The sequence below is a fragment of the Sphingomonas sp. Leaf4 genome, from assembly GCF_920939515.1.
Taxonomy (GTDB): Bacteria; Pseudomonadota; Alphaproteobacteria; order Sphingomonadales; family Sphingomonadaceae; genus Sphingomonas.
Genome location: NZ_CAKLBB010000004.1, coordinates 280,590 through 303,266 on the forward strand (window position 1 = coordinate 280,590; position 22,677 = coordinate 303,266).

Annotated in this window: 21 protein-coding genes; 11 read left to right on the forward strand and 10 right to left on the reverse strand. The window is 67.2% G+C overall.

The window, feature by feature from the left end; translation table 11 throughout:
• Positions 1 to 39: 39 nt before the first annotated feature.
• Positions 40 to 648 (reverse strand): CHAP domain-containing protein, encoded by a 609-nt coding sequence (locus LRA89_RS07915; protein WP_230769713.1) that lies wholly within the window; start codon positions 646 to 648, stop codon positions 40 to 42.
• 380 nt (positions 649 to 1,028) lie between these two features.
• Between LRA89_RS07915 and LRA89_RS07920 the strand changes: the two genes are divergently transcribed.
• Positions 1,029 to 1,580, forward strand: coding sequence for a hypothetical protein (locus LRA89_RS07920; protein WP_230769714.1), 552 nt, complete (start codon positions 1,029 to 1,031; stop codon positions 1,578 to 1,580).
• A gap of 115 nt (positions 1,581 to 1,695) precedes the next feature.
• On the opposite strand, the gene LRA89_RS07925 is transcribed toward LRA89_RS07920, so the two are convergent.
• The 4 genes from LRA89_RS07925 to LRA89_RS07940 are packed head-to-tail and all read right to left on the reverse strand — an operon-like array spanning position 1,696 to position 5,717.
• Positions 1,696 to 2,436: an extensin-like domain-containing protein gene (locus tag LRA89_RS07925; protein WP_443024944.1), complete on the reverse strand. Its 741-nt coding sequence runs from the start codon at positions 2,434 to 2,436 to the stop codon at positions 1,696 to 1,698.
• Positions 2,433 to 3,143: an NUDIX hydrolase gene (locus tag LRA89_RS07930; RefSeq protein ID WP_230769715.1), complete on the reverse strand. Its 711-nt coding sequence runs from the start codon at positions 3,141 to 3,143 to the stop codon at positions 2,433 to 2,435. Before LRA89_RS07930 ends, LRA89_RS07925 begins: the two co-directional genes overlap by 4 nt.
• Entirely contained in the window at positions 3,140 to 4,369 is a 1,230-nt protein-coding gene (locus LRA89_RS07935; protein WP_230769716.1) for a S1 family peptidase, read from the reverse strand. Before LRA89_RS07935 ends, LRA89_RS07930 begins: the two co-directional genes overlap by 4 nt.
• 7 nt (positions 4,370 to 4,376) lie before the next feature.
• Positions 4,377 to 5,717, reverse strand: coding sequence for an MFS transporter (locus tag LRA89_RS07940; protein WP_055762616.1), 1,341 nt, complete (start codon positions 5,715 to 5,717; stop codon positions 4,377 to 4,379).
• Between the two features lie 135 nt (positions 5,718 to 5,852).
• Between LRA89_RS07940 and cyoA the strand changes: the two genes are divergently transcribed.
• From cyoA to LRA89_RS07985, 9 genes are all read left to right on the forward strand, one after another.
• Positions 5,853 to 7,013: a ubiquinol oxidase subunit II gene (gene cyoA / locus LRA89_RS07945; RefSeq protein ID WP_230769717.1), complete on the forward strand. Its 1,161-nt coding sequence runs from the start codon at positions 5,853 to 5,855 to the stop codon at positions 7,011 to 7,013.
• A gap of 8 nt (positions 7,014 to 7,021) precedes the next feature.
• Positions 7,022 to 9,022 carry a cytochrome o ubiquinol oxidase subunit I gene (gene cyoB / locus LRA89_RS07950; RefSeq protein WP_230769718.1) on the forward strand — a complete coding sequence of 667 codons (2,001 nt, stop codon included), beginning with the start codon at positions 7,022 to 7,024 and terminating at the stop codon, positions 9,020 to 9,022.
• Between the two features lie 5 nt (positions 9,023 to 9,027).
• Positions 9,028 to 9,657 (forward strand): cytochrome o ubiquinol oxidase subunit III, encoded by a 630-nt coding sequence (cyoC, locus tag LRA89_RS07955; RefSeq protein ID WP_055762625.1) that lies wholly within the window; start codon positions 9,028 to 9,030, stop codon positions 9,655 to 9,657.
• Positions 9,657 to 10,058, forward strand: a complete 402-nt coding sequence (gene cyoD / locus LRA89_RS07960) for a cytochrome o ubiquinol oxidase subunit IV (protein WP_230769719.1) — start codon at positions 9,657 to 9,659, stop codon at positions 10,056 to 10,058. The genes cyoC and cyoD overlap by 1 nt, the downstream gene beginning before the upstream one ends.
• 2 nt (positions 10,059 to 10,060) lie before the next feature.
• Entirely contained in the window at positions 10,061 to 10,723 is a 663-nt protein-coding gene (locus LRA89_RS07965) for an SURF1 family protein (RefSeq protein WP_443024949.1), read from the forward strand.
• 162 nt (positions 10,724 to 10,885) lie between these two features.
• Positions 10,886 to 12,187: an ATP-binding protein gene (locus LRA89_RS07970; protein WP_230769721.1), complete on the forward strand. Its 1,302-nt coding sequence runs from the start codon at positions 10,886 to 10,888 to the stop codon at positions 12,185 to 12,187.
• On the forward strand, positions 12,184 to 12,714 hold the full coding sequence (locus LRA89_RS07975) for a response regulator transcription factor (protein WP_055762638.1): 531 nt from the start codon (positions 12,184 to 12,186) through the stop codon (positions 12,712 to 12,714). The genes LRA89_RS07970 and LRA89_RS07975 overlap by 4 nt, the downstream gene beginning before the upstream one ends.
• A 184-nt stretch (positions 12,715 to 12,898) precedes the next feature.
• Positions 12,899 to 14,323, forward strand: a complete 1,425-nt coding sequence (locus LRA89_RS07980) for a L,D-transpeptidase family protein (RefSeq protein WP_443024950.1) — start codon at positions 12,899 to 12,901, stop codon at positions 14,321 to 14,323.
• An 11-nt stretch (positions 14,324 to 14,334) separates the two neighbouring features.
• On the forward strand, positions 14,335 to 14,709 hold the full coding sequence (locus LRA89_RS07985; protein WP_230769723.1) for a hypothetical protein: 375 nt from the start codon (positions 14,335 to 14,337) through the stop codon (positions 14,707 to 14,709).
• Positions 14,710 to 15,277: 568 nt separating this feature from the next.
• Here LRA89_RS07985 and LRA89_RS07990 read toward each other — a convergent pair.
• The 5 genes from LRA89_RS07990 to LRA89_RS08010 all read right to left on the reverse strand — a co-directional run bounded on the left by LRA89_RS07990 (position 15,278) and on the right by LRA89_RS08010 (position 21,866).
• The gene (locus LRA89_RS07990) at positions 15,278 to 15,466 is read right to left on the reverse strand and encodes a hypothetical protein (RefSeq protein ID WP_230769724.1); all 189 of its coding nucleotides are present in this window, start codon (positions 15,464 to 15,466) and stop codon (positions 15,278 to 15,280) included.
• A 154-nt stretch (positions 15,467 to 15,620) separates the two neighbouring features.
• Entirely contained in the window at positions 15,621 to 15,884 is a 264-nt protein-coding gene (locus LRA89_RS07995; protein WP_055762647.1) for a hypothetical protein, read from the reverse strand.
• 65 nt (positions 15,885 to 15,949) lie between these two features.
• A complete protein-coding gene (locus tag LRA89_RS08000) occupies positions 15,950 to 17,413 on the reverse strand; it encodes an efflux transporter outer membrane subunit (protein WP_230769725.1) in 1,464 nt (487 codons plus the stop codon).
• A 17-nt stretch (positions 17,414 to 17,430) separates the two neighbouring features.
• A complete protein-coding gene (locus tag LRA89_RS08005; protein ID WP_056496184.1) occupies positions 17,431 to 20,661 on the reverse strand; it encodes an efflux RND transporter permease subunit in 3,231 nt (1,076 codons plus the stop codon).
• A 5-nt stretch (positions 20,662 to 20,666) separates the two neighbouring features.
• Positions 20,667 to 21,866 carry an efflux RND transporter periplasmic adaptor subunit gene (locus tag LRA89_RS08010; protein ID WP_055762655.1) on the reverse strand — a complete coding sequence of 400 codons (1,200 nt, stop codon included), beginning with the start codon at positions 21,864 to 21,866 and terminating at the stop codon, positions 20,667 to 20,669.
• Positions 21,867 to 22,045: 179 nt separating this feature from the next.
• Between LRA89_RS08010 and LRA89_RS08015 the strand changes: the two genes are divergently transcribed.
• Positions 22,046 to 22,648: a TetR/AcrR family transcriptional regulator gene (locus LRA89_RS08015; protein WP_055762657.1), complete on the forward strand. Its 603-nt coding sequence runs from the start codon at positions 22,046 to 22,048 to the stop codon at positions 22,646 to 22,648.
• The last annotated feature ends 29 nt before the right edge of the window (positions 22,649 to 22,677 follow it).

Here is a 22,677-nt window from a genome sequence, read left to right on the forward strand (position 1 = left end):
GGGAAGCGCCGGGCCGGCTTTGCCGTCGAAGCCGGACGATTACTTGAGCGCCGCGACTTCCCGGTCGAGCGCGCCATGGCCGGTCGGCAGCGCACGGGCGACCTGCACCGGCGCGACCGAGGCGACCACTACCGTCGTCGTCGGCTGCGCCTTGGCGATTACCAGCGGTGCGTCGAACGGGCTGACCTGCGGGGCATGGCCCGAATAGATGAAGCCGTTGGTGGGATAGGACGAGGTGCCGAGGCCACCGAGCGGCCCGAACCACACTTTCACCTGGCTCCAGTCGCCCGCCGCCGACACGTCCACCGCGCGCACGTCGCGCTCGATGCCGCCGCGCCGCGACCAGTTGGCATGGGTGAGCAGCACTTCACGCGCGCTGACGATCTTCGACACCATCGCGACATGGCCCAGACGCATCCGCGACGTCGCGGCGAACGACAGGACCGACCCCTCCTTCGGGGCATGGCCACGCTCGTACTTGCCGGCGGCCTGGTTCCACCAGGTATGGGCGTTGCCGAAGATCTCGACGCCCGAGATTTCACGGGCATACGGGGCGCACTGCCAGAAACGGGCCTGCGCCGGAGCCACCATCGTCAGGGCGCACAACACCATCAGCGCGAAACGCGCTGCGAAACCACCAAAACTCATCTGACCCCCAGGCCCCAATTACGCTGTGAGCGGTACCAAGCAGGGTTTTTTACCGGCGGAAACCCCGGCAACGACTCGACCGGAACCTTTTCCGACGAAGCGTGTTTGCGCGGCGATGACCGGCGGTTGGTCGACGGCTCAGGGCCGTGCCGCCGCCCGTTCATCGCCCGGACAGGCTGCCCGACGACGCCCTGGTCGATTCGGGACAACGCTTTGCGCGCGCCGGTCAAATGCGACGAACCGCATGACGGAATTGTTGCAATGCAGCAGCGTCCATGTTCGGATGTATCGCGGGACGTTGCCCGAACGGTTCGTTCAGCAAGCTGTTAACCAGTTTCGGGCAATCTCCTGTCGGTTAATCCGGGGTGGGAGTTTGGATGATGGCGACTGCACGCAAACCGGCCGAAGGCGCGATGACGCTGGCGGAAATGAAGGAATTCGCGGGCTTCTCGTCCGCCACGCAACGGTATATCCGCCGCGCGCTCGACGTTGGGCTGGACCGCGACGATGCGATGAAGCGCTGGTCGCGCGACGTGGTGGAGGCGGCCAGCATCCGCGCGCAGGCGCGCGTCTATGACCGGTTGCCCGACATTCGCGCCTGCATCCCCGACGACAGCGGGCTCGAAGCGATCGAACCGTTCATGACGCCGCTGCTGCTCGTCACCGCCTTCGATCTGGGACAGGGGCGGCTGACCACCTTCGGCGCCTATCGCTTCCTCTACGAACGGCTGGTCGGGGCCGAGGCGCGGCCATGGCTGCCCGCCGCGTTCTGCGCGTCGGCGGCGCTGCCGCATCTTCATCCCGAACTGCGCCGCAAACTGCTTCAGTCGCTCAGCGAAGCCGCCGCCACCGCCTCGGGCTGGTCGCTGCGGCAGCCGGTGTTCTATCCGGCATGGGTCGAAAAGGTCGAGGCCGGCGCGCCGATGCATTGATCCAGTTGCGGCACCAGCCCGCTCCCCCACCCGACCACCCACAGCGTATCCTGATTGGGTGGTCGGGTGGGGGAGCGGGCTGGTGCCGCCATCCGCCGTCAGGCGGATCAAATGGCTACCGACACGCCCCGCCCATCCCGCGGCTCGCCTGATCGAAATGGAAATGGTCGCGGTGCGCCGCATTGTAATCGGGCGACAGCACCGTCGAGAACACGCCACATGCCCCGTCGCGCACGTCGCGCAGGAACGCCGCCTTGTCGGCGTCCGCCTTGCCCTGCCCGGCGGTCCAATCGCCGACCACGCTGATCCGCCGCCCATCCTCCAGCACGAACGCGGCAATATCCAGCGCGTTGGCGGTCGAATGTTCGCTGAACGCCCCCGAATCGCGGCCATAGAGCCGGCGACAGCTATAGCTGCCGAAATGCTCGATCCGCGCGACGCCGCTGCGCAAGCGCGCCTGTGCAGCAGGCTGCACCACCTGCCATTCCCATAGCGCCAGCGCGGCGGCGACGCGGCACGACACGCCAACCCCGGCCGGGGCATAGGCAAGGTCGCGCGATCCCCCGGCGTTCAGCCGCACCGCATCGTCATAGCCGCATTGCGCCCCGCCATCGCGCGGCGGCAGTGCGGTGTAGCGCACCCCCGCCGTATCCAGCAGCGCGCGACATCCGGCGAAATCATCCTTCAGTCCGCCGATCTTGGAGCGGGTGAACATGCCGATCGGCTGCGACAGGTCGAGCGGGGTCCATGGCACGTCCTGCGGCCGGCTGCGGACAAAGGCGTAGAGTGCGAAGCCGATCGCCGCCAGCACCGCCAGCCAGACGAGCGCGCGGACACCGGTCGACAGCGCCTTCACCCACGCACCGTCCGCGCCATCGGCTCGGCCGTCACCGGATAGCCAAGATCGTCCGGGATCGTCAGCCAGTCGCCGTCCGCCCGTCGCTCGACCCATGGCGTGATCGTCCGCACCGGCCAGCGCGCGGCATCGACCAGCACGCCCGCGACATCGCGCTGTGCGGCGAGCCGTTCGAGCACCCGCCGCGTCGGGAACAACAGGCTCGCCGCCCCCCGCTCCGCCGCCGCCAGCACCGCGCCCGGCCGCAGCCATGCCGCGCTCCGGTTCTCGGTCCCGTCGACCACCGGTTCGGGGGCGTCGTGGGGACAAGCCGCGACATAGAAATGCGTATCGAACACCCGGCTCACGCCCCGGTCGGGCAACCACCGGGCGTACTCGACCAGCGGCGTCGGATCGACCGGTCCGATCGCGCCGAGCACTTCGCCTCCCGCCAGCGCCGCCCGCATCGCCGCGACCTCGCCCGCCACGCCGATCGCGATGCCCGCTTCCTCGATCGTCTCGCGGATCGCCGCCAGTCGTGGTGCCAGAGCCTCGTCTCCCATCGCCAGCGCCAACGCGCGGTCGCCGGGGTCGATCCGCCCGCCGGGAAACACCATCGCCCCGCCGGCGAACGCCATCGCCGCCGCCCGCTCGACCATCAGCACCTCCAGCGCGCCGGCCCGGTCGCGCAGCAGGATCAGCGTGGCGGCGGGGATCGCGCCGGTCACGGCCGCGGCACGGTCAGCAGCCGCCATCCCTCGGGCAGATAGTCGATCGGCATATAGTAATAGAAGCCGCACGACCGGTCGCCGCGATAGCTGCTCCCCTTCAACAGCCCGATCGCGGTCGTGCCGATGAAGATCGGCCCGCCGCTGTCGCCGCCGCGACAACTGGGTCCGGCGACCGCGACCCACATCGGCAGGCACGCACCGCCGCACAGGTCGCCCGACGGCGCGAAATCGGTCATCAGCACCCGCGCGCAGCTATACCCGCTGCGCTCGCCCCGGTGACAGACGAGGTCGCCGACCCGCGTCGCCGCGCGGCCCCGCTGACGCTCGACCTGCCGCACCTGCGTCCGCGCGGTATCGGCGAAGAATACCGCCCGGTCAGCCAGCGGTGACAGATTGACCTGCACGTCCTGAAACCCCCAGCCCCATTGCCCGACGAACGGCAACGGAATGCGCGATCCGTCGGTCGCGATATGCTCCAGCGTGTCGGGGCAGTGCGCGGCGGTGACGATCGCGGTCCGCGCGCCGTCGCTCACCCCGAAACCGGTGGTGCAGATATAGCGCCGGCCATCGACCGGGTCCGGCCCCACCACCCGCGATCCGCCGGGCACCACCGGCCCGACCAGCGGCGACGGCGGAGCATCAAGCGCCGCCGTACCGGCGAGCAATCCGTCCGGCCGGTCGGCGGGGGCGAGTCGCACCGGCACGTCGGTCAGCCGCTCGATCCGCTTGCGCAATTGCTCGCGGTCGCCTGCCGCATCGGCCCCGCCGATCATCACGACCAGCTCGCCACGCCGCGCGTCGATGCCCAGCGCCGGGGGCCGTGCCAGCATCGCGCGGATCGCCGCCTGATGCTCGCGGATCGCGGCCAGCAGTTGGTCGCGGGTGGCCCGCGCCCCGGTGCGGAAGCGCACCGCGACGGTCGCCTCGCCCGCCTGCACCATCATGTCGGCGACAGGCTTGCGCCCGGTCAGCAGCACGCTGACATCGCCACCGCTATCGAGCGACAGCCCGGCCAGCCGGTCGCGATACGCCCCCTCGATCCATTCGGTCAGCGCAACGCTCGCCCCCTGCGCGCGCAATTCGGCGAGCGCGGCTTCGGCCGTGCCGCCTTCGGTCCGCGCCACCTCGGCGGCATCCACCGCCAGCGCCTCGGCCTCGCGCTGCACCGGCCACACCTGCGCGGCGGCGGGGCTCGCCACCGCCAGCGCAAGCAAACTCAGCACGCTCCGGTCAATCCAGCCGACGCGCCAGTTCCTTGTTGAGCGCCAGCGCCGCCAGCGTACCCACCGCACCCGACAGCAGGTACAGCCCCGATGCGAACAGCCCCAGCTTGCCCGCCAGCGCAAGTGCCACCAGCGGCGCGAAGCCCGCGCCGAACAGCCACGCGAGATCGGAGGTCAGCGCAGCGCCGGTGTAGCGCGAATCCTTGGCGAAGTTCGCCGCCACCGTGCCCGACGACTGGCCGAACGACAGCCCGAGCAGGATGAAGCCGGTAATCATGAACGCGATCTCGCCCGCATCGCCACCGTTCAGCAGCAGCGGCGCAAGTCCCGAGAACAGCGCGATCGCGACCGCGCCGAAGCCGAGCAGCGTGCGCCGACCAACATGATCGGCCAGCACGCCCGAAATGACGATCGCGAAGATGAAGAAGATCGCGCAAGCCGTCTCGATCCACAGGAAACGGGCGATCTCCTGTTCGGTGAACAGGAAGATCCACGACAGCGGGAACACCGTGACCATATGGAACAGCGCGAAGCTGGCCAGCGGCACCAGCGCGCCGATCACGATCGTCTTCCATTCGCGGCCGACCGTGGGCAGCACCGGCGATGCCTTCAGCTCGCGGTTCTCGAACAGCGCGGTATATTCGGGCGTTACGACGATGCGCAGCCGCGCGAACAGCGCCACGACGTTCAGCGCAAAGGCGACGAAGAACGGATAGCGCCAGCCCCAGCTAATGAAATCCTCGGCACTCATATAAGCGGTGAAGAACGCGAACAGCGCGCTCGCCACCATCAGGCCGAGCGGCGCGCCAAGCTGCGGGATCATCGCATACCAGCCGCGCCGGTCCTGCGGCACGTTGAGCGCCAGCAGCGAGGCGAGACCGTCCCATGCGCCGCCCAGCGCGATGCCCTGAAGGATACGCAGCGCCGCCAGCAGGATCGCCGACCATGCGCCCACCTGTGCATAGCTGGGCAAGAAGCCCATCGCCACCGTCGAGGTGCCGAGCAGGAACAGCGCGATCGTCAGCTTGGTGCCGCGCCCGTGCCGCCGGTCGATCGCCATGAACAGCAACGTGCCGATCGGCCGCGCGAAAAACGCCAGCGGAAACAGCGCGAAGGAATAGAGCGTGCCGGTCAGCCGGTCGACATACGGAAACATCAACTGCGGGAACACGATCACCGATGCGATCGCATAGACGAAGAAGTCGAAGAATTCCGAGGTGCGCCCGATGATGACGCCGATGGCGATCTCCTCGGACTGGACGCTGATCTGGTCCTCGCCGTTGCCGGACGTGTTGACCGCCCGGGCATCGGCCTCGAGGTCGCGGGAATGGACGAAGGCCTCGGCCATGGGGACTCCAAGCATGCGGCGCGGCATGCGCGCGGGTGTAGACAGGATATGCGCCCGTTATCGCAATGCACCAAACACCGGGATAGGACAAAATGTCCTATCGCAGTGCAGCATCGGGCAGCATAGGTCGCGCGCATGATCCAGCCCCGCTCGCTTCCGTGGCACCGGCCACTGCGTTCGCTCCTGCCGCTCGGGCTCCTGCCCGCGCTCGCCGGCTGCGACATGGTCGTGCTCAATCCCGCCGGCGATGTCGCGCGCCAGCAGGCCGACGTCCTGATGATCTCGGTCGGCCTGATGCTGCTCATCATCGTTCCGGTGATGGTGCTCACCGTCTGGTTCGCGTGGAAATATCGCGCCGCGAACGAGAAGGCGACGTACAAACCCGACTGGGACCATTCGACCGGGCTGGAACTCATCATCTGGTCGGGACCGCTGCTGATCGTCATCGCGCTGGGCGCGCTGACGTGGATCAGCACCCATCTGCTCGACCCCTATCGTCCGATCGGACAGATTTCGGCGGGCAAGCCGGTGCCGCAGGGGCAGCAGCCGCTGGAAATCCAGGTCGTCTCGCTCGACTGGAAATGGCTGTTCATCTATCCCGAACAGGGGATCGCGACGGTCAACCGGCTGGTGATCCCGGTCGACCGGCAGGTCCGCTTCCGCCTGTCATCGTCGTCGGTGATGAATACCTTCTATGTCCCCGCGATGGCCGGCATGATCTACACGATGCCCGGCATGGAGACGAAGCTGCACGCGGTGCTGAACCGTCCCGGCACGTTCGAGGGGATGTCGGCGCATTATAGCGGTGCCGGCTTCTCCTACATGAACTTCAAGACGACCAGCACCGACCAGGCGGGCTTCGACCGCTTCGTCGCGGGCGTGAAGGCGATGCCCAACCGGCTCGACACGCAGCGCTATCTGGTGCTGGAGCGGCCGAGCGAGAAGGTCGCGCCGATGGGCTTCGGCGGTGTCGAGCAGGGCCTGTTCACCCGCATCGTCCAGATGTGCGTGAAGCCCGGCACGCCGTGCATGACCGAGAGCATGCACCACGGCGGCCCTGACGGCGCGCTGGGCGGGCCGACCAACAACCGCCTGCCGCCGCAGGGCGAGGATACCAAGGGCGCGCTCGAAAAGGCCCCGTCCGACTATGGCGTCAGCCCGCACAGCAGCGGCGACGCCCCCGAAGGGTCGAAGGCCGCGCCCGGCAGCAACCAGCCGGGCAGCGCCAAGAACCGTAACATGACCCGCATCGCACCGCGCGCGATGCCGGGCCGCCCCGCTTCGGCGCAAGGCTGAGACACATCATGTCCGATACCCTTACCAAGCTGATCTTCGGTCGTCTCACGATCGAAAGCTTCCCGATCCACGAACCGATCATCGTCATGACCTTCGCGGCGGTCGCCATCGGCGGCGCGGCGGTGCTGGCGGCGCTGACGTACTTCAAACTGTGGGGCTATCTCTGGAAGGAGTGGTTCACCACCGTCGATCACAAGCGCATCGGGATCATGTATATGATCCTCGGCATCGTCATGCTGCTGCGCGGCTTCGCCGACGCGATCATGATGCGCGCCCAGCAATCGATCGCCTTCGGCCAGAACGAAGGTTTTCTGAACGCGCACCATTATGACCAGGTGTTCACCGCCCACGGCGTCATCATGATTTTCTTCGTGGCGATGCCGCTGGTCACCGGGCTGATGAACTACATCGTGCCCTTGCAGATCGGCGCGCGCGACGTGTCGTTCCCGTTTCTGAACAATTTCAGCTTCTGGATGACCGCGTCGGGTGTGGTGATCGTGATGGCCAGCCTGTTCGTCGGCGAATTCGCCCGCACCGGCTGGCTGGCGTTCGCGCCGCTGTCCGGGCTGGATTATTCGCCCGACGTCGGGGTCGACTATTATATCTGGGCATTGCAGTTGGCCGGCGTCGGCACATTGCTGTCTGGCGTCAACCTGATCGCGACCATCGTCAAGATGCGCGCGCCGGGCATGGGCCTGATGAAGATGCCGATCTTCACTTGGTCGGCGCTCGTCACCAACATCCTGATCGTCGCCGCCTTCCCGGTGCTCACCGCCGTGCTCGCGATGCTGTCGCTCGACCGCTATGTCGGCACCAACTTCTTTACCAACACGTTGGGCGGCAACCCGATGATGTACGTGAACATGATCTGGATCTGGGGCCACCCGGAAGTCTACATCCTGATCCTGCCGGCGTTCGGCGTGTTCTCGGAAATCGTGTCGACCTTCTCGGGCAAGCGGTTGTTCGGCTATACGTCGATGGTCTACGCGCTGCTGGTCATCACCATCCTATCGTACCTCGTGTGGCTGCACCACTTCTTCACCATGGGGTCGGGGGCGAGCGTCAATTCGTTCTTCGGCATCACTACGATGATTATCTCGATCCCGACGGGCGCGAAGATCTTCAACTGGCTGTTCACCATGTATCGTGGCCGCATCCGCTACGAACTGCCGATGCTGTGGGCGATCGCGTTCATGCTGACCTTCACGGTCGGTGGCATGACCGGCGTGCTGCTCGCGGTGCCGCCCGCCGACTTCGTGCTGCACAACTCGCTGTTCCTGATCGCCCACTTCCACAACGTCATCATCGGCGGCGTGGTGTTCGGGATGTTCGCCGGCATCAACTACTGGTTCCCCAAGGCGTTAGGCTTCAAGCTCGACAAGAAATGGGGCCTCATCAGCTTCTGGTGCTGGTTCGTCGGCTTCTGGGTCGCCTTCACCCCGCTCTACGTGCTGGGGCTGATGGGCATCACCCGCCGCCTGCGCCACTTCGACGATCCGTCGCTCCAGATCTGGTTCGTGATCGCCGCGATCGGCGCCGCGATCATCGCGGTCGGCATTGCCGCCTTCCTGGTGCAGATCGCGGTCAGCATCATGAACCGCGACAAGCTGCGCGACTTCACCGGCGATCCATGGGGCGGGCGCAGCCTCGAATGGGCCACCTCGTCGCCGCCGCCCGACTATAACTTCGCGTTCACGCCGGTCGTCCACGATCTCGACGCTTGGTATGACATGAAGAGCCACAAATACGCCCGGCCGGTGGACGGCTTCACCGCCATCCACATGCCGAGCAACACCTGGGCGGGGATCGTGCTGGCCGGCCTGTCGACCGTGTTCGGTCTGGCGATGGTCTGGTACATCTGGTGGCTGGCGGCGCTGGCGTTCGTCGCCGTGATCGGCACCGCGATCGTTCACACCTTCAACTACAAGCGCGACTTCCACATTCCGGTGGAGGAAGTCATCGAGACCGAGGCGCGGCGTACCGCCGACCTCCAGGCCGCGGGGGCGTAAAGACCATGGGTTCGTCGGTACAAATCCCCGCAGGCGCGTCGGAGCGCGCCTATCATCTGGCGGAGGAGCATGAACATGAAGCCGGGTCGAGCACGATGCTCGGCTTCTGGCTCTACCTGATGAGCGACTGTCTCATCTTCGCCATGCTCTTCGCCTCCTATGGCGTCTATTCGGGCAGCACCGCTGGCGGCCCGGACGCCAAGGAGCTGTTCGACCTGCCGCTGGTCGCGCTCAACACCGCGATGCTGCTGTTCTCGTCGATCACCTACGGCTTCGCGATGATTTCCGCCGAAGAGGGCAAGAAGGCGGCGACGCTGCGCTGGCTGGCGATCACCGGCGTGTTCGGCGCATGCTTCCTCGGCATTGAGCTGTACGAATTCAGCCACCTGATTCACGAAGGCGCAGGCCCGCAGCGCAGCGCGTTCCTCTCGGCGTTCTTCACGCTGGTCGGCACCCACGGGTTGCACGTCACCTTCGGCATCGTCTGGCTGACGACGCTGATGGTGCAGGTCGCCAAGCACGGCCTCGGCGCGGCCAACATGCGCCGGCTGATGTGCCTGTCGCTGTTCTGGCACTTCCTCGACGTCATCTGGATCGGCGTCTTCACCTTCGTCTATCTGCTGGGAGTCCTCTGATGGCCGGCCACGCCCACCACGACGCGCACAGCCACGGCCACGATCACGGCCATGGCGGCCACGGCGACGCCCCCGCCCATGGCTCGCGCCGCGAATATGTCATCGGCTTCCTGCTGTCGGTCGTGCTGACCGCGATCCCCTTCGGTCTGGTCATGAGCGGCGTCATCGCCGATCCGCGCCTGACCGCCGGGCTCGTGATGGTCTGCGCGGTGGTGCAAATCGTCGTCCACATGATCTACTTCCTGCACATGAACACCAAGTCGGAGAACGGCTGGACGCTGATGGCGCTGATCTTCACGGTCGTGCTGGTCGGCATCACCATCGCCGGGTCGCTGTGGGTGATGTATCACATGAACGTCAACATGATGCCGCAGATGGGCGGAGACATGAGCTCGATGTGACCCTGCGCCGCGCGCTGTCGGGCGGGCTGATCGCCCTCGTCATCGCCGGCCTGATCGGGCTGGGGCTGTGGCAGTTGCAGCGCCGGACCTGGAAGCTAGACCTGATCGCGCGGACCGAAGCGATGCTGAAAGCACCGCCGGTCCCCGCCCCGCCGCCGGGAACCCCGGTCGGCGGACAAGACGAATACCGCCCGGTGGTCGCCACCGGGCGGTATCGCCCCGCCAGCGACAGCTATGTCCAGGCCGTGACCGTGCTTGGCGGCGGCTTCTGGGTGCTGACTCCGCTCGACACCGGACGCTTCACCCTGCTGGTCAATCGCGGCTTCGTGCCCCCTGCCCAGCGCGGCAAGGTTCCGCCACCGACCACTCCCGTCACCGTGCGCGGGCTGCTGCGCCTGACCGAGCCGGGCGGCGCGTTCCTGCGATCGAACGATCCCGCCGCCGACCGCTGGTTTTCGCGCGACGTGGGCGCGATCGCGGCGAAGCGCGGGGTCGCGCCGGTCGCCCCCTATTTCATCGACGCGGGCGCCAGCACCGGCTGGCCGCGCGGTGGCCTGACCGTCGTTACCTTCCGCAACAACCATCTCGTCTATGCGCTGACATGGTTCGGCCTCGCCGCGTTGCTGGGCGGCATGACATGGTGGGCGACCCGGCGGCGAGGCTAACCTTCTCCCCTCCCTGGAAGGGAGGGGTCGGGGGTGGGTTGGGTTGCGAGGGAACGTAGGCGCTCTACAAGCAGCCTACCCACCCCCAGCCCCTCCCTTGTTAGGGAGGGGAGCCAGCACCGCTACCTACCGCCCGCCCCCCCGCCGCCCTACATACCGCCTATGCAGCCCGCCCGCCCGCTCCTGCCGCCGCGCTTCCTGCCGCCCGCCGACGGCGTCGGGCGCAACATGCTGTTGCTGGTGCAGTTGCGCTGGCTGGCGGTCGGCGGACAGCTCGCCACGATCCTCGTCGTCGACGGGCTGCTCGGCATCCGCCTGCCGCTACTTCCGATGGCCGGGGTGCTGGCGGGCCTCGTGCTGCTCAACCTGCTGACGCTGGCCCGCCGCTCGCGCTGGAGCGACACCAACCTGCCCATCTTCGCCGCGCTGGTGCTAGATGTCGCCTCGCTTACCGCGCAACTCTATCTCTCGGGCGGGGCGCGCAATCCGTTCGTCTCGCTCTATCTGTTGCAGGTCGTGATCGGCGCGATCCTGCTGCCGCAATGGTGGAACTGGGCGCTGGTCGCGATCACCAGCGCCGCCTTCGCGCTGCTCGCGGTCGTCTATCGCCCGCTTGGCCTGCCGCCGGGCTATGCCAGCAACCTCTCCGATGCGTACCTCATCGGCAACTGGATCAACTTCGTGCTGGCCGCGACGCTGCTCGTCGCCTTCGTCACCCGCATCGCCGCCAACCTGCGCGACCGCGATGCCAAGGTCGCCCAGCTCCACAACCGCGCGGTCGAGGAGGAACATATCGTCCGCATGGGCCTGCTCGCCAGCGGTGCCGCGCACGAACTGGGCACGCCGCTCTCGTCGATCTCGGTGCTGCTCGGCGACTGGAAGACCGAACCCGCGATCCGCCGATCCCCGCGCCTCGCCGCCGAAGTCGACGACATGCGTGGCGAGATCGCGCGCTGCAAGGACATCGTCTCGGGCATCCTGTTCGCCGCCGGCGAAGTCACCGGCGAAGCCCCGACCCGCACGACGCTGCGCACCTTCCTCACCGCCACGCTCGACCGCTGGCGCGGCAGCGATCCGGCGCGCGCTACCTTCGAGGACCGGCTCGGCCCCGACGTGCCGATCGTCGCCGACCGCGCGCTGGCGCAGGCGATCACCAACCTGCTCGACAATGCGGTGGAGGCCGGCGGCCGCGCCATCGCGCTGGTCGCGCTGCGCGACGGGGCGATGCTGCGCCTGTCGGTCCGCGACGACGGCCCCGGCTTCGCCGCCGCCATCCTCGCCGGCCTCGGCAAGCCGTACAATACCAGCAAGGACCGGCAAGGTGCCGGGCTCGGCCTCTATCTCGCCACCAACGTGCTGCGTCCGTTGGGCGGCACGATCGAGGCGGTGAACCGCGAGAGCGGCGGCGCCGAAACCACCCTCGTCCTGCCGATCGAATCACTCGCGCTGGAGAAACCGCGATGACTGCACCCCGCCTGCTCATCGTCGAGGATGACGCCACCTTCGCCCGGACGCTATGCCGATCGTTCGAGCGGCGCGGCTATGCCGTCGAAGTCACCGGCGGTCCCGACCGGCTGGAAGACCTTGCCCGCGCGTTCGATCCCGGCTTCGCGGTCGTCGACCTGCGGCTGGGCGGTGCGTCGGGCCTCGCCTGCGTCTCGACGCTGTCGGCGATCGATCCGGCGATGCGGATCGTCGTGCTGACCGGCTTTGCCAGCATCGCGACGGCGGTGGAGGCGATCAAGCTCGGCGCGACCAACTATCTCACCAAACCCGCCAACACCGACGAGATCGAGGCGGCCTTCGCCAAGGTAGAGGGCAATGTCGCCGCCGACCTGACCGCCGCCCCCACCTCGATCAAGACACTGGAATGGGAACATATTCACCAGACGCTGGCCGACACCGGCTTCAACATCTCCGAAGCGGCCCGGCGGCTGGGGATGCACCGCCGCACGCTGGCCAGAAAACTCGACAAGCGGCATTTGTCGTGAATCTTCGCCATTCAGGGGGTGCGAAACGCCCCCGGCCCTGTGCTATGATGCGCCGCAAAGGGGAAACGGTTCATCGTGCGGCAGCATCGGTAGCGATAGACCGGCCCGCACCCGTAAAGTGTCAAGGATGAGAGCGATTTTCCACAACCGCCACCGCTTCGTAACTCCGGCCCGCCGTCTGCTGATGGCGGGCGTCGCGCTCGGCTGCACTGCCGCCGCCGGCGCGCAGGTACTGCCGCCGCCGGTCGTGCCGACGCTGCCGCAGACCACCGGCGTTACCATGGGCGTGCCGGTCCTCACCCCGGCGCAAGAAGGCGAACTCGCCCGGCTGATCGCCCGCGACGAAGTGGCGCAGGGGCTGAAGGACCGCGAACCCGCGCTCGCCTCGCTGACCGGCCCGGCGCTGGTGCAGGCAGCGCTCGACCATGCCCGCGCGGTCCGTTCGGGCCGGCTCGACACCGCCGATTTCCAGACCGACTGGGCGATGCGGCCGCAGCCGTTCGATCCGCTCCCCTCGCTGCGCGCCGCCGTGGCGCAGAACCGGCTTGCATCGTGGGTCGCCGCGCTGCCGCCGCCCTATGCTGGCTATGACACGCTGGTCGCCGGCCTCGCGCGCTATCGCAAGATTCAGGCGGCGGGCGGCTGGGGCACGATCGGCGCCGGGTCCGAACTGAAACTGGGCGGTCGAGGACCGCAGGTCGCGGCGCTGCGCAAGCGCCTCGCCGCCGAGGATTCCGAGGTTTCGGCCAGCGGCGACATGTTCGACGCATCGCTGCTCGATGCGGTGCGTCGCGCCCAGCGCCGCTATGGCCTGAACCCCGCCGGACAGGTCGGCGCGCAGACCATCGCCTCGCTCAACGTACCGGTCGGCGAGCGGATCAAGCAGATCAAGGCCAACATGGAGCGCTGGCGCTGGCTGCCGACGCAGCTCGAGAAGGATCGGATTCAGGTCAACATCGCCGCCGCCGTGCTGACCGTGTTCGACGGCGATCAGCCGGTCACGTCGATGAAGGCGGTGACGGGCCGTCCGGGCGATGAAACCCCGATGCTGACCTCGACGATCCATTCGATCGTGCTCAATCCGCCATGGAACGTGCCGTCGTCGATCGCCGACAAGGAACTGTGGCCCAAGGAGCGGGCGAACCCCGGCTATCTCCGGCGCAACGGCTTCCGCGTGATCGACACCGGCAATGGTGGCAAGCGGCTGCAACAGGCGTCGGAGCGCAGCGCGCTCGGCCGGTTCAAGTTCGATTTCGACAATCCGTTCGCGGTCTATCTCCACGACACCCCGGCGCAGTCGGGCTTCGCCAAGTTCGATCGCCTTGCCAGCCATGGCTGCGTCCGCCTCGAAAAGCCCGAGGATCTCGCCCGGCTGTTGCTGCGCACCACGCCGCAATGGCCCGATACGCAGATCGACGCGACGCTCGCCTCGGGCAAGACGGTGCGCGCGCAGGTCGCCAATCCGGTGAAGGTGTACCTCCTCTACTGGACCGCGTTCGCCACGCCCAACGGCACGATGAGCTTCCGCGAGGACCCCTATAAATGGGACGGCGTCCTCGCCAACAAGATCGCCGCGCGGTCGGACAAGATGCAGGTCGCCGCGCGATGAAGGGGGTACGAATGAACCGGAAATTTCGTAGGCTGATGCTGGCGGGCAGCGCGTTGCTGCTCGCCGGGGGTCTTGCCGCCTGCTCGAACGACACGGTCGACGAGGCGCCGATCGAGAACAGCGCGTTCGACGAGGAGGCACCGCCGCCGGTCGAAGCCAACACCGACGTCAGCTACGAACCCGTACCCGACATCGTCGGCAACGCGACCGCCGCTGCCCCGGTCGAGGACCTGCCGCCACCCCCGCCGCCGGTCGAGCCCGACCAGCAGGTCCTCGACGACGCCTCGGCCACCGGCCTGACCTCGCGCAGCACCCGCGGCGAACCGACCCCGCCGGCCGACGACGCCCCGGTCGACGACGTCATGTCGAACCAGTCGGGCGAGTGATTCCCCCGCCCGGCGCATGGCGCGCCGGGTAGCTGTCCTACAACGGCGGAATTTGTCAGAGTGTCGGCAACGCGCGAAACCGCGTCCGCTCTTTGACATGACTGCACAGCGAAGGCCGGGACTGGATCGACATTCAGCAAGTGCCTTCAACCTGCTCCCCTCCCTGACAAGGGAGGGGTTGGGGGTGGGTCGGCTCGAGAGGAAACGTAAGCGTTCCACAACAGGCCAACCCACCCCCGGCCCCTCCCTTGTCAGGGAGGGGAGATGCCAGGAGCCGCTGTCCGACCGAATGTCGATCGGCCACAGTCTGCACTGACCAGCAAACTTCAGCATCTCTCTTCTATCCAAGGGAAAAGGAAATGCCGAAGCAGCCGCGCACCTCTACGCACACCCCGCCACTCACGACCATATTATTCAAATATCGCAACAGCTTGGCAGCACCACCGCCAAACGCACGTGAAGGTCGGGCCGCAACCACATCCATCCGCCACAATCTGACCACAAATCGCGTCACGAGTGTAAAGTTTGTAAACTTTGGCCACCGCGTTCCGGCACGGCCAAGTACCGGTCAGGCCGCGTTGGCGACCGGCTCCGGCTGACCAACGCCTTGATCGGCATAGGCAATGTCGAGGTACAGGTTGGCCAGTTCGTAATGGGCGTGAACCACCTGGGCATGGTCGGCGCGCTGCGCCAGTTCCAGTTGCTGTTCCGCACGACGCACGAAGTAGGACATTTCGTCCGGGCCGATCAAAGACACGCTAACCTCTCGCGGGCGGTATCCGCCCTGTTTGACAATCGCCCGGTTCAACCGGACGTCGTATCAACGCCCGACCCCGGATCGGGGATGCCTGTCGCCGCAAATTCTGACGCGGTCATGACACCACCGGTCGCGGGATCGCGGCCGTTGGCGCTCAGATCCGCCGGTGCTTGCCGCCGTAGCGCCCGCCGATATAGGCGCCCAGCCGGTCCATCTCGGATGCGGCGGCGACCACCGCATCGCTCTGGCACGGCAGCGGATCGCGCTCGCGATCGGCGGCGCGCATCGCCACCTTCGCCGCCAGATCCTCGATGTCGGCACGCGAGAGCAGGTTCTTCTCGCGCAGCAGGCAGAGCAGGCTCTGCAAGATCACCATGCTCTGTTCACCCACGGCATCGCGCGGTTCGATTCCAGCCATCGTTCCTCTCCTATATTATAGAGTGAGGATATGCCGATCGCCGCGCGATGCAAGGGGTGTGCCGTTTAGTTCAATCCACCCCCCAGCGTCCGGTACAGCGTGACGAGGTTGGTCGCCCGCGCCAGCCGGGTCTGCACCAGCGTCTGCCGCGCGGCATAGCTGGTCCGCTGCGAATCGAGCGTGGTCAGGAACGAATCGATTCCCGCGCGGTAGCGCGCATCGGACAGCCGGGCAGCGGTTGTCGCGGCGGCCGCCCGCGCGGTCTGCGCCGACAGCCGCTCGCCGATCGTGCCGCGGGTCGCCAGCGCGTCGGCCACCTCGCGGAACGCGGTCTGGAGCGTATCCTCATAGGTCGCGACCGCGCCCAGTTGCTGCGCGCGCGCCACCTCGACGTTCGCCCTGCGCCGGCCGCCGTCGAACAACGGCAGGCTGGCGGTCGGCGAGATCGAGAAATTCTCGGTTCCCGCGCCGAACAGCCCGCCGAGCGCGGTGCTGATCGTCCCCAGCGTCGCGGTCAGCGAGATCGTCGGGAACATCGCCGCCCGCGCCGCGCCGATATTGGCGTTGGCGGCATAGAGCTGCCGTTCGGCCTGCAACACGTCGGGCCGGCGCAGCAGCACCTGCGACGAAACGCCGGCGGGCAGGTCGGTCAGGATCGGGTCCTGCGCGCCCAGCGTCGTCGGCAGTTGCTCGGCCGGCACGGTGGTGCCGGCGAGCAGGTTGATCGCATTCTGGTCCTGCGCGATCTGCGCGGTCAGCGTGGCGATGTCGCTGCGCGCCTGCTGATAGTTGGTTTCGGCCTGCTGCACCTCCAGCTCGGAGATGACGCCGACGCGGAACTGCGCCCGCGTCAACTCCAGCGACCGGCCGAAACTGGCCAGCGTATCGCGCGAGATCTGCAACTGGTCCTGATCCGACGCCATCGTCAGCCACGCGGTCGCGATCTCGCCGATCAGCGCGATACGGGCGGCGCGCTGCGCTTCCTCGGTCGCGAAATATTGCTGGAGCGCGGCCTGGCTCAGATTGCGGACCCGGCCGAACAGGTCGAGCTCGAACGCCGAAAAGCCGACCGACGCCTGATAGATTTCGAGATTGCCCGACGATTGCGCCGGCACCCCGCCGGCGGCACCGCCACTCGCGCCACCGGCTCCGGCACCACCCGCCCCGCCCAGCGCGCCGAACGGGTTGTTGGTATAGGTGACGCCACCGTTGACCGCGGTCGTCGGCACCCGGTCGGCGCGGGTGATGCGATATTGCGCGCGCGCCTGCAGCACGTTCGCCGCCGTCACGCGCAAGTCGCGGTTGTTCTCCAGCGCGGTGGCGATCACCGCCTGCAACCGGGGATCGGTAAAGAACTCGCGGTAGCCGATCTTCGTCACATCGGCCTGTTCGGGCCCCAGCGGCGGATAGGCCCCGCCTTGCGGCAGGGTCAGCGGGATCGCGCCGTCGGGCCGGACATTCTTGGGCGCGAGATTGCAGGCGGCCAGCGCGGTCGTCGCGCCGAGGATCGCCAGGGTACGCAGGGTCATCATATGCTTGCCCATGGTCATGCCTCCTGCGGCGCTTTGCCGCCGTCGGAGGCGTGGTTGCCGCCATCGGGTTCGATGTCGCGATTGGCCGATTTTTCGTTCTTGCCGCCCTGATCCTTGCCACCGTGTCCGAACAGCCGGAGCACGACGACGAAGAACATTGGCACGAAGAAGATCGCGAGGATCGTCGCCGACAACATGCCGCCCACCACCGCGCGGCCGATGGCGTTCTGCCCACCGGCACCCGCACCGGTCGACAGCGCGAGCGGCAGCACGCCGAAGATGAAGGCGAGCGACGTCATCAGGATCGGCCGAAGCCGCAGCTTCGCCGCCTCGATCGCCGCTTCCATCGGGCTCTTGCCGTCGCCCATCCGTTCCTCGGCGAATTCGACGATGAGGATCGCGTTCTTCGCCGACACGCCAATCGTGGTGATGAGGCCCACCTGGAGATAGATGTCGTTGTTCAGCCCGGTCAGCATCGCCGCCAACAGCGCGCCGACGATGCCCAGCGGCACCACCAGCATGACCGAGATCGGCACCGACCAGCTTTCGTACAGCGCGGCGAGGCACAGGAACACGATCAGCAGCGACAGCGCGTAGAGCGCCGGCGCCTGCCCGCCCGACAACCGCTCCTCATAGGACAGGCCGGTCCATTCGAGCGAGGTGCCCGGCGGCAGCTTGGCATGGATTTCCTCCATCGCCTTCATCGCCGCACCGGTGCTGGTGCCCGGCGCCGGCGCACCCTGTAGCTGCATCGCCGGCTGCCCGTTGTAGCGGGTGAGCTGTGCCGGTGCCTGCGTCCAGTTGACGGTGGAGAAGGCCGAATACGGAGCCATCTGTCCGTTCTCGCCGCGCACGAAGAAGGCACCAAGGTCTTCCGGGCGCTGGCGATAGGGTTCGTCCGCCTGGATATAGACCCGCTTCACCCGTCCGCGATCGATGAAGTCGTTGACGTAGGCCCCACCCCATGCGCTCGCGAGCGTGCTGTTGATCTGCCCCAGGTCGAGGCCGAGCGCGCGGGCCTTGTCCTGATCGATGTCGATCCTGAGCTGCGGCGCATCGTCGAGGCTGAGCGGACGCACCTGCGCCACCGCCTTGTTCTGCATCGACATACCGAGCATCATGTTGCGCGCGGCGACCAGCCGCTCATGCCCGATCCCGCCGGTATCGACCAACTGGAGATCGAAGCCGGTGGCGTTGCCCAGTTCCTGCACGGCAGGCGGCACGATCGCGAAGACCATCGCATCCTTATATCCCGACAGCGCTCCCATGGCGCGCCCGGCGATCGCCTGCGCACTGTTCTGCGCTCCCGGTCGTTCGGCCCAGTCCTTCAGCCGGACGAACGCCAGGCCGGTATTCTGCCCCTGCCCCGCGAACGAGAAGCCGTTGATGGTGAACACGCCGGTCACGCTGGCGGCTTCGTTCTTCAGGAAATGCTCGCGCACCTTGGTCAGCGCGACTTCGGTCCGCGCGGAGCTGGCACCCGAGGGTCCCTGCACCAGCACGACGACACCGCCCTGGTCCTCGTCCGGCAGGAAGCCCGACGGCAGCCGCACGAACAGCAGCACCATGACGGCGACGATGCCAGCATAGACGAGCATCGACCATTTCCAGCCGCGCGCGGTGCGCCCCACGCCCCGTTCGTACTTCTGCGTGCCCCGGTCGAAGGTCCGGTTGAACCAGTCGAAGAAGCGGTTGAAGAACCGGGCGATCGGGTTCCGGCTGGTGCTGTGGTGCTTGTCCGGGTCGTGCGGCTTCAGGATCGTGGCGCACAGTGCGGGCGTCAGGATCAACGCGACCAGCACCGACAGCACCATCGCCGAGACGATCGTGATCGAGAACTGGCGATAGATGACGCCGGTCGACCCGCCGAAGAACGCCATCGGCAGGAACACCGCCGACAGGACCAGGCCGATGCCGACCAGCGCGCCGGTGATCTCGTCCATCGACTTGCGCGCGGCTTCCTTCGGGGACAGTCCTTCGGTCTGGATCAGGCGTTCGACGTTCTCGACGACGACGATCGCGTCATCGACCAGCAGGCCGATCGCCAGCACCATGCCGAACAGCGTCAGCGTGTTGATGGTGAACCCGGCCAGCGCCATGATGCCGAACGTGCCGAGCAGCACGACGGGCACCGCGATCGTCGGGATCAGCGTGGCGCGCCAGTTCTGGAGGAACAGGAACATCACGAGAAAGACGAGGACCACCGCCTCGACCAGCGTGTGGATGACCTGTTCGATCGACAGCCGCACGAACGGCGTGGTGTCGAGCGGATAGATCACGTCGATCCCCGCAGGGAAATTCTTGCGAATTTCCTCCATCTGCTCCTTCACCGCATCGACGGTGCCCAGCGCATTCGCACCGGGGGCCAGACGGACGCCGAAGCCGGCACCCGGCTTGCCGTTCCACAGGGTCGAGAAGCCGTAGTTCTCGGCACCCAGTTCGACCCGGGCGACGTCGCTCAACCGGACGACCGCGCCGCCGACGCTGGTCTTCAGGCGGATGTTGCCGAACTGTTCGGGGGTCTGGAGCCGCGACTGGACCGATACCGTCGCGTTGAGCATCTGCTCCTTGGGCGCGGGCTGCGCGCCGAGCTGCCCGGCGGAAACCTGCGCATTCTGCGCCTGCACCGCTTGGGTAACGTCGGCCATGGTCAGCGCGTAATTGTTGAGCTTGAGCGGATCGACCCAGATGCGCATTGCATATTGCGATCCGAAAATCTGGAGTTCACCCACGCCGCTCACCCGGCTGATCGGGTCCTGGATCTGCGACGAGATGATGTCGGCGAGGTCGGACGCGCTCTTGCTGCCGTCCTGCGACACCAGCCCCACCACCAGCAGGAAGCTGGCGGAGGATTTCGCGACGCGGATGCCCTGCTGCTGCACTTCCTGCGGCAACAGCGGAGTCGCCGCCTGCAGCTTGTTCTGCACCTGCACCTGCGCGATGTCGGGGTCGGTGCCCTGCTCGAACGTCAGCGTGATGGTGACGGTGCCCGCCGACGACGACGAGGACGAGAAATAGCGAAGATTGTCGATGCCCTTGAGCTGCTGCTCAATGATCTGCGTCGTCGTGTTTTCCAGCGTGGTCGCGTCCGCACCCGGATAGGTGGCGGAGATCGAGACCGCGGGCGGCGCGATCTCGGGGAACTGCGCGATGGGGAGCGAGCGGATGGCAAGGATGCCGAACAGCATCAGCCCGACGGCGATGACCCATGCGAAGATGGGTCGATCGATGAAATAGCGAGACATGGGGCTTATTTCGCCTGTGCCTGAGAAGCGGGCGCGCCGCCGGCCGGGGCGGCCGCACCCTGCGGTGCCTGCCCTGCCGTCTGCGGCGTCCATGGATAGCCCTTGACGGGCGTGCCGGGCTGGAGGTTCATCGCGCCTTCGATGACGACCTTGTCACCGGGCTTCAGCCCGCCCGTCACCAGCCACGCATCGCCAACCGTGCGGCTGGTGGTCAGCGGACGCGGGCTGAGCTTGCCATCCTGCCCGATCACCATCGCGGTGGCATTGCCCTTGGGATCGCGGGTGACGGCGCGCTGCGGCACGAGGATGCCGTCGCCCTGCGTTCCCTCGACCAGTTCGGCGCGGACGTACATGCCCGGCAGCAGCAGCCCGCGCGGATTGGCGAAGACCGCGCGGATCACCTGCGTCCCCGTCGCCGGATCGACCGTCACGTCGGTGAAGCGCAGCGTCCCCTCGATCGGATAGGTGCTGCCATCCTCCAGCTTCAGCCGGACCCGTGACGCGGCGGCGCCGCGCGACAGGTCGCCGCCCATCAACTGCTGGCGCAGCTTCAGCACGTCGGCGCTCGACTGCTGAATATCGACATAGACCGGGTCGAGCCGCTGGATCGTCGTCAGCGCCTCGGTCTGCGCCGCCGAGACGAGCGCGCCGGTGGTCGATACCGACCGCCCGATCCGGCCGGAGATCGGCGCGGTGATGGTCGTGCGCGACAGGTCGATCTGCGCTTGACGGAGCGCTGCGCGCTGCGCTGCAATATCGGCCTCGGCCTGCTGCGCGGTGGTGGTCGCATTCTCGAATTCCTGGCGTGAGATCGCGTTGATCTTCACCAGTTCGCCATAGCGTCGCGCAAGATTGCGGGTCGATGCGATCGCCGCCTGCGCGCGGGTCAGCGCCGCGCGGGCGCTCGCCACCGCTGCCTGATAGGGTGCGGGGTCGATGCGATACAATGGCTGGCCACGGCGGACGTAATCGCCCTCCTGGAACAGCCGCGCGAGGATCAGGCCGTTGACCTGCGGACGGACTTCGGACGTCTCGAACGCCGCCGTGCGGCCGGGAAGCTGCGTCGTCAGCGTCACCGGTTCGGTGCGCACGGTCACGAAGCCCACCTGCGGCGGCCCTTGCGGTGCCTGCTGCGGCTGCTGCTCACCCCCGCCGCAGGCCGAAAGAATGAGCGCCAGTGCCAATGGAGCCGTGCTTTTTTTCATGAACGTCCTCGACGGATGTGCTAAACAGTGAGTGATCGATCACTCACACATAGGCGGCGCGTACGCCGTCCCGGCGAATGAGGCAAGAGGTTGCAGGTGAATCTGACGTGAATTTGTTGCAGTGCGGTGCAGCGTGTCGGGCGAGCAAGGCGGCGGCCCGTCGCGAAAGGCTGGTTTCGGTGGCGCGACGGCTGTTCGCGGAACAGGGGTTCCACGGTACCGGCGTGGCGCAACTCGCCGCCGAGTCGGGAATCAAGGTCGGGCAGATCTATCGCGACTTCGCCGACAAGGAGGCGATCGTCGCCGAGATCGTCGAGAGCGACCTCGCGACCTTTCTGCACGAGGCCGATCTCGACCGGGCGATCGAGGCCGGCGACATTGCGGCGATCCGCCACTGGCTGCACGTCTTCGCCCGTTGCGAAGGGCCGAGCGATTCGCGGGCGCTGGTGCCCGAGATCATCGCCGAGGCGGCGCGCAACGATCGCATCGCCGCCATCGCGCATGCCATCAACGCGCGGGTCAAACATGCGTTGTTCCGCGCCATCGCCGCGCTGGCCCCCGATCCCGATCATGCCGAGCGCCGCGCGCAACTGGCCGACCTGATCCTGACGATCGGCGCGGGGTTGATGCACCGCCGGATCGCGGACGCCGAATTCGACGAAGCCGCCACCCGCCGCCGGATGGTCGCCATCGTCGAACGGGCGGTCGACACGCTGACCGACGAAACGCCATACCCGATCCTCCAAAGGGAGGATTGCACTTTGTCGGCAGAGGGCTACTAAGGGGGAACGCACTCCCTTGCGTATCGATG